Origin of the sequence: Nakamurella sp., from assembly GCF_048594475.1 — a bacterium.
GTDB lineage: Bacteria > Actinomycetota > Actinomycetes > Mycobacteriales > Nakamurellaceae > Nakamurella.
In genome coordinates, this window is record NZ_JBMDXT010000503.1 from 1 (window position 1) to 7,058 (window position 7,058).

Consider the following 7,058-nt stretch of genomic DNA (forward strand, 5'->3'; position numbering starts at 1 on the left):
GTCATGCCCCACGGGCATCGCGCACACGTACATGGCCGCGGAGAACCTCGAGCAGACCGGTAAGGATCTCGGTCACGAGGTTCAGGTCGAGACCCAGGGTTCCGCGGGCACCGTCCCGCTGTCGGACGACATCATCGCCGCCGCCGACGGCGTGATCTACGCCGCCGACCTGGAGGTCAAGGGCAAGGAGCGGTTCGCCGGCAAGCCCTGCGTCGACGTCGGGGTCAAGAAGGCCGTGCACGACCCGAAGGCCGTGCTCGACGCCGCGATCGCCGCGGTGGAGAACGCCCCCAAGGCCGGCACCCCCGAGGCCGCGGCGGCCGCCGCCGCCGCACCGGCCCCCAGCAAGTCCGCCGCCCGGGACGTCGGTGTCGGCACCCGGGTCCGCCAGTGGCTGATGACCGGCGTGTCGTACATGATCCCGTTCGTCGCGGCCGGTGGCATCCTGATCGCCCTCGGCTTCCTGTTCGGCGGCGACGAGGTCGTCACCAAGCTCTACGGCGGCACCTTCGAGGGCGTCACCTACGAGAACGTCGCCGGCAGCCTGCCGCTGGGCTTCCCGTCGGGCCAGAACTTCGACACCCTGCTGGCCCAGGCCGGCTTCGCGGGCATCCTGTTCGCGCTGGGCAAGATCTCGTTCTTCCTGCTGGTGCCGGTGTTGTCCGGCTACATCGCGTTCGGCATCGCCGACCGGCCCGGCCTGGTGCCCGGCTTCGTCGGTGGCCTGCTGGCCGCGGTCCTGGGCGCCGGCTTCCTCGGCGGCCTGATCTCCGGCTTCGCCGCCGGTGGCCTGGCCTACGCGCTGACCCGGCTCCGGGTGCCCAAGGGCGTCCGCGGGATCATGCCGGTCGTCGTCATCCCGCTGGTCTCGGTCATCGTGGTCGGCCTGTTCATGATCTTCGTCGTCGGCAAGCCGGTGGCCGCGCTGACCACCGCGCTCACCGATTGGCTCAACGGCCTGGCCGGCGCCAGCGGCATCGTCCTGGGCGCGATCCTCGGCCTGATGATGGCGTTCGACATGGGCGGCCCGCTGAACAAGGTGGCCTACACCTTCGCCGCGGCCGGTCTGACCACCGCCGTCGCCAGCGAGTCCGCGCCGGCGTTCCAGATCATGGCCGCCGTCATGGCCGCGGGCATGACCCCGCCGCTGGGCATGGCCCTGGCCACCGCGGTCCGCAAGAAGCTGTGGACCGAGGCCGAGCGCGAGAACGGTCTGGCCTGCTGGCTGCTGGGTGCCTCCTTCATCACCGAGGGCGCCATCCCGTTCGCCGCCGCCCACCCGCTGCGCGTCATCCCGTCGTGCATGGTCGGCTCCGCCGTCACCGGTGCGCTGGTCATGGGCTTCGGCAACGAACTGCGCGCCCCGCACGGTGGCATCTTCGTGCTGCCGCTGGTGAGCAGCCCGGTGCTCTACCTGGTCGCGATCGCGATCGGCACGGTCATCACCGCCGCCCTGGTCATCTTCCTGATGAGCCTGGACGCCCGGAAGACCGAGGCGATCGCCCACCGCGAGGATGTCGCCGAGGGCGTCACCGCCTGATCCGCCATCCCGTGCTGCACACCCGGGCCGGGGCTGCGACGATGTCTGTCGCGGCCCCGGCCTCGTGCCAGCTCTGCTGTGCCGGCGCCGGTCCGTACGGATCCACCCACTGATTCATCCGCTAAGGAGTCGATGAATGCCCACCCGCAAGGTCAAGGTCGCGTCCCGTGTCGGCCTGCACGCCCGCCCGGCCTCGTTGTTCGTCCAGGCCGTCACCGCCACCGGGCTGCCGGTCACCATCGCCAAGGGTGACGGCGACCCCGTCGACGCCCGCAGCATCCTGATGGTGATGGGTCTGGCCGTCGGCAACAACGACGAGGTCACCCTCGCGGCCGAGGGCGACGGTGCGGATGCCGCCCTCGACCAGCTGGTCGAGCTGCTGGAAGTCGACCACGACGCGCCCTGACCCGTCCCCCGGCCGGGCCGCGGACGGATCGCTCCGCGGCCGGGCCGGGTCTCCCGCCCCACCCCTTTCTCCAGGAGTTGACTCGACCTCATGACGACCACGACCTCAACGCCGACGAACCACGCCGGAAAGCAACTGACCGGGATCGGGGTGGGCCGCGGCTCCGCGGTCGGCAAGGTGGTCAAGCTCGCGCCGCCGGTCCGCCCGCCCGCCCATGAGGCCGCGGCGGCGAACCTGGAGCAGGCCCAGGCCCTGGTCAAGAGTTCGTTCGACTTCGTCGCCACCAACCTGCGCAGCCGCGCCGCCCAGGCCGAGTCCACGGTCGCCGCCGTCCTGGAGGCCACCTCGCTGATGGCCCAGGACCCCGGTCTGATCGCCGACGTCATCCGGCGGATGGGCACCGGCGTCGGCCCGGCCACCGCCGTGGACCAGGCGGTCGAGGGCTTCTGCTCGATCCTGGAGATGAGCGGCGGCTACATGGCCGAGCGGGTCACCGACCTGCGCGACGTCCGCGACCGCATCGTGGCCCAGGTCCTGGGCCAGCAGCCCCCGGGCCTGCCGACGATGACCGAGCCGTCGGTCGTCGTCGCCGCCGACCTGGCCCCGGCCGACACCGCCACCCTCGACCTCGACCACGTGGTCGCCATCGTCACCGAGCTCGGCGGCCCCACCAGCCACACCGCGATCATCGCCGCCCAGCTCGACCTGCCCTGCATCGTGCGGGTCGCCGGGGCGCTGGAGCTGTCCGACGGCGACGAGATCGCCGTCGACGCCGCCCACGGCGCGGTCACGGTTGACCCCGACGACAGCCTGCGCGAGGCGATCATCTCCCGGGCCAAGGCGCGGGCCGCCCTGAAGGAGTCCGGCGGCGGGGCCGGCAAGACCAAGGACGGCCGGGGAGTCCAGCTGCTGGCCAACGTCGGCAAGGTCGAGGACGCCGTGAAGGCGGCCAAGGAGGACGTCGAGGGCGTCGGCCTGTTCCGCACCGAGGTGCTCTTCCTCGAACGCAAGACCGCGCCCACCGTCGCGGAGCAGACCAAGTCCTACACCGAGGTGTTCCAGGCGTTCGGCGACCGCAAGGTGGTCATCCGGACCCTGGACGCCGGCGCCGACAAGCCGCTGGCCTTCGCTCCCTCCGAGGAGGAGGAGAACCCGGCGCTGGGCGTGCGCGGCCTGCGGATGGACAAGCGCTTCCCGCAGCTGCTCGACGACCAGCTCACCGCCATCGCGGCCGCGGCCAAGGCCACCGGGGCCAAGGTCTGGGTGATGGCCCCGATGGTCTCCACCGTGCACGAGGCGGCGGCGTTCGAGCAGCGGGTGAAGTCGCACGGCCTGCCGGTCGGCGGCATCATGATCGAGGTGCCCGCGGCCGCGTTGCGGGGCCCGCACCTGATCGAGAAGGTCGACTTCTTCTCCATCGGCACCAACGACCTGACCCAGTACGCGATGGCCACCGACCGGATGGCCGGCGAGCTGGCCGAGCTGCTCGACCCGTGGCAGCCGGCCGTCCTCGACCTGATCGCGCTGGCCGGGGCGGCCGGGCAGGCCGCGGACAAGCCGGTCGGCGTCTGCGGCGAGGCCGCCCGCGACCCGCTGCTGGCCCTGGTCCTGGTCGGCCTGGGCATCTCCAGCCTGTCGATGGCGCCCAACGGGGTGCCGGCCGTCCGCTACGCACTGGCCCGCACCACGTACGCGCAGTGCCAGGAGATGGCCGCCGCCGCCCGCGCCGCCATCGACGCCGCCGCCGCCCGGGCCGCGGTCGAGGCGCTCGTCGACCCCGAGGTGCTGATGGCGCTGTAGGTCGGTCGGGTCGGCGGGGAGCTGCCGGATCGAGGAGGCGGGGTCGCGACGCGAGTCGCGACCCCGCCTCTGTCGTTCCGGACGCCGGCGGGGCGGGTCGGACGGTGAGGCGAACGGCGTGGACGGCGGTGGGGGCCGGGCCAGGCGGGGCCGGGCGCTCACGGAACCGCGACCCGTCATCCCGGGACCGGAAGCACGGCGCCCGTGCCGTCAACGGGAAACGGCGGGTCCGCGCAGTCGGCGCCGCGGCGGTGCTCAGACGGCGGGCAACTCACCCACGACGGTGACCCACTCCCCCAGGGCCAGACCGGCGGCCCGGCCGGGATCGACCCAGTAGTCGCTGGCATACCCGTCCTCGCTGGCGACGGTGATCAGGGCCAAGCCCGCTGCTCCGCCGTCCGCGGCACCGACCCCTGCGCCGGTCGCGGCGGCCGCACCGGCGGCGATTGGGCGGGCCAGGGCCGCCCTCGTCGCCTCGACGGATCCCGTTCCGCCAGGCGGTCGGCCCGCGTCGGCCGGCCCAGCCGAATCGGACAACCCGGACGCACGATGGGCCTGGTCGATCGCGACCACCTCACCCCACTGCCAGCGCCGGGTCAGCCGGCTACCGTCCACCGAGACGACCGGGAACTCGCCGTGCACCGGTCCGGTGGACGTTTCCGCGGCGACGGCGGCGATCTCTGCCGGACTCGGCTTGCGCGGCGTGACCCCGGCTGCGGTCGAGGTCGACCCCAGCACCATGACGGCGACCGCGGCGCCGATCACGGTCGATCGGTGCCACCACCGGCGCCGCGGGGCGATGGGTGCCGGTGCTGCCGGCACGCCCACCGGCACCACCGGCGCCTCCGGCACCACCGCCGCCGGCGTCCTCGTCGACCCGGGCCGCCGGGAGGGCGACCGGCGCGGCTGCTCCGGACGGGACACCGGGGCGGCCCGGTGCGCCCGAGCGGCGTCCGCTGCGGGCGGCGCCGCCGGCTCCGCCTGTCCGTGCGCCGCGTTGGGATCCGCCGGGTCGGTGTCCGGTCCCGGCGCGTCGGGGCCCGGCCGGTCGAGCGTCTGCCTGATCGCCACGACACCGAGCGTCCCGGGCCCAGCTGTCCGGGCGCTGTGCCGCGGGGAACCGCCGGCTGGGAAATCGGTCAGACGGCCCGACCGAGAAACGTCAGCAGGCGGGTCTGGGCGTCGGCGCCGGCCGGCGCCGGGACCGCCGCGCCGAACGCCCCGACCATCCGGATGGCGGTGTCCTCCGGCCGCAGGATCGCCGTCGCCACCGCCACCCCGGTCGGGTCCAGGGTCTCCTCCTGGCCGGTCGCACGAGCCAGATCCCAGGTGTGGATCAGGGTGTCGGCGCAGGCCATGCGGCGGATGAACGCCGCAAACGGGATCGACCCGAAGTCGGGGCCGAGCGGGAACACCGCCAGCAGCGGGTCCCGCAGCGCCCCTCGGACCCCGGTCGTCACGCACCGCCAGGCCGCTCGCACATCCTGGTCGGGGCCCGGCGCCGTGAAGGCCGACCCGTCCAGACCGGCCAACGCCCGGCGGTGGTTCCGCACCACGTGCGCGGCGACGTCCCGGGCCGTCCACCCGGGGCACGGTGACGGTGCGGCCCAGCGGTCCGGGGGGCAGCCCTCCAGCAGGGCGCCGAACCGGTCGGCGATCCGGTCATACAGGGCTGTGGTGTCGTCGGACATGCCGGGCGGGACCCTCCTTCGATGGCGGACGGGCGACCGACCACGGGCGGCCCCGCCGGCACCCCGGCTCCTCGGCGCCGCGGTGCCTCCAGAACCCTCCGGAGCGCGGTGGTGGCTTCGCGCGCTCGGCGCCCACTAGCGTGCACCCATGTGCCCGAGCGTGCCCGGTGAGGGGTCGTCCACGAACCCGGCCCGGCCCCACCATCGGGCGAGCGACGGGACGAGCGTCCGGCCGGACCCCGTCCGGCCGGCCGGGTGGCAGCACGAACCACCGGTCGTCGCCGTGCAACGCCGGACCCTCCGGCTGCTGGCGGCGGCCCAGGTGCTGGGCGGGATCGGATTCGGCGCCGGATTGTCGGTGGGAATCCTGCTGGCCGCCCAGGTCACCCGGTCCGAGGGCTGGGCCGGCGTGGCCCGCACCTCCTCCACCGTGGTGGCCGCGCTGGTCGCGGTCCCCCTGGCCGTCCTCGCCGCCCGATCCGGACGCCGGATCTCCCTGGGGCTGGCCTGGGCCCTGGCCACCACCGGCTCGGTCGCGCTCGTCGCGGCGGCCCAGCTGGCCGATTCGAATCGCCTCGTCGCGTCCGGGCTGCTGATCTACGGTCTGGGGATCTCCGGCGCCGGGAGCGCCGCGTCGCTGCAGGGCCGGTACGCGGCCACCGACCTGGCCGCCCCCGAGCACCGGTCCCGGCACCTGTCGCTCATCGTCTGGGCGACCACCGTCGGCACGGTGCTGGGACCGAACCTGGGGGCGCCCGGGGAGGCGCTGGCCGGCACCCTGGGGCTCGCGCCGATGGCCGGGCCGTTCGTCATCGCCGCCGTCATGCTGACGCTGGCCACCGGGGTCATCCTGCTGCTGCGACCGGACCCACTGCTGCTGGCCGCCCGGTACACCCACGTCGATCCGCACGCGCCCCGCTCCGGCACCCGGGCGGCGATGGGACGCGCCTGGCGGATCGGGGGCGCCCGGACCGCCCTGGTGGCCATGTGCGCCGCGCACACGGTGATGGTCGGGGTCATGACGATGACCCCGGTGCACATGGACCACCACGGCGCGTCGATCACCGTCGTCGGGCTGACCATCAGCATCCACGTGCTGGGCATGTTCGCCTTCTCGCCGCTGGTCGGCATCGCCGCGGACCGGGTCGGCCGGTTGCCGGTCATCGTCGCCGGCGGCGGCACGCTGCTGGTGGCCACGGTGATCGCCGGCACCGCCGGACCCTCGATGGCCCGGGTGACGATCGGACTGTTCCTGCTGGGCGTCGGCTGGTCGCTGGTCCTGGTGCCGGCGTCGACGCTGTTGACCGAATCGGTCCCGGCCGCCGACCGCACCCGCGTGCAGGGTGGATCGGACGCCGCGATGAACGTCTCGGCCGCGATCGGCGCGGCCGGCTCCGGGCCGCTGCTGGGCCTGATCGGCTTCGGCGGGCTCAACGCGCTGTCCGCCCTGATCGTGCTGGCCGCGGTGCCGCTCCTCCTGCGCGCCCGCCGGCTGCCGGTCCGGGCCTGACCCGGCCCCGTCCGGCCCCCGGCCCGACCCCGGCCCCCCCGGGCCGGCCCCGGTCGTCCCCCGGCCCCACCACCGGATGGGGGGGGGGCACGGGTTGCGGCGGGGGGATTA

The 7,058-nt window shown here is 74.5% G+C and carries 6 protein-coding genes; 4 read left to right on the plus strand and 2 right to left on the minus strand.

Translation table 11 applies throughout. From position 1 onward, the window contains the following. The 3 genes from ACOJUF_RS22805 to ptsP all read left to right on the plus strand — a co-directional run. Positions 1-1,540, plus strand: a 1,540-nt coding sequence (locus tag ACOJUF_RS22805; RefSeq protein WP_420124103.1) for a PTS fructose transporter subunit IIC, incomplete at its 5' end; no start/stop codon positions are given. Between the two features lie 136 nt (positions 1,541-1,676). Continuing rightward, positions 1,677-1,946: an HPr family phosphocarrier protein gene (locus tag ACOJUF_RS22810; protein WP_420124104.1), complete on the plus strand. Its 270-nt coding sequence runs from the start codon at positions 1,677-1,679 to the stop codon at positions 1,944-1,946. A 90-nt stretch (positions 1,947-2,036) separates the two neighbouring features. Further along, on the plus strand, positions 2,037-3,746 hold the full coding sequence (gene ptsP / locus ACOJUF_RS22815; RefSeq protein WP_420124105.1) for a phosphoenolpyruvate--protein phosphotransferase: 1,710 nt from the start codon (positions 2,037-2,039) through the stop codon (positions 3,744-3,746). A gap of 255 nt (positions 3,747-4,001) precedes the next feature. Here ptsP and ACOJUF_RS22820 read toward each other — a convergent pair whose 3' ends face one another. Next, positions 4,002-4,817 carry a hypothetical protein gene (locus ACOJUF_RS22820; protein ID WP_420124106.1) on the minus strand — a complete coding sequence of 272 codons (816 nt, stop codon included), beginning with the start codon at positions 4,815-4,817 and terminating at the stop codon, positions 4,002-4,004. Positions 4,818-4,885: 68 nt separating this feature from the next. Continuing rightward, positions 4,886-5,437, minus strand: a complete 552-nt coding sequence (locus ACOJUF_RS22825) for a TIGR03086 family metal-binding protein (RefSeq protein WP_420124107.1) — start codon at positions 5,435-5,437, stop codon at positions 4,886-4,888. Positions 5,438-5,585: 148 nt separating this feature from the next. Between ACOJUF_RS22825 and ACOJUF_RS22830 the strand changes: the two genes are divergently transcribed. Then, positions 5,586-6,947, plus strand: coding sequence for an MFS transporter (locus ACOJUF_RS22830; protein WP_420124108.1), 1,362 nt, complete (start codon positions 5,586-5,588; stop codon positions 6,945-6,947). Positions 6,948-7,058: the final 111 nt, after the last annotated feature.

Bases quoted from the DNA above. Each gene is read 5' to 3' on its own strand.
- ACOJUF_RS22810 (WP_420124104.1), top strand. From the start codon at position 1,677: ATGCCCACCCGCAAGGTCAAGGTCGCGTCCCGTGTCGGCCTGCACGCC.
- ptsP (WP_420124105.1), top strand. From the start codon at position 2,037: ATGACGACCACGACCTCAACGCCGACGAACCACGCCGGAAAGCAACTG.
- ACOJUF_RS22830 (WP_420124108.1), top strand. From the start codon at position 5,586: ATGTGCCCGAGCGTGCCCGGTGAGGGGTCGTCCACGAACCCGGCCCGG.
- ACOJUF_RS22825 (WP_420124107.1), bottom strand. From the start codon at position 5,437: ATGTCCGACGACACCACAGCCCTGTATGACCGGATCGCCGACCGGTTC.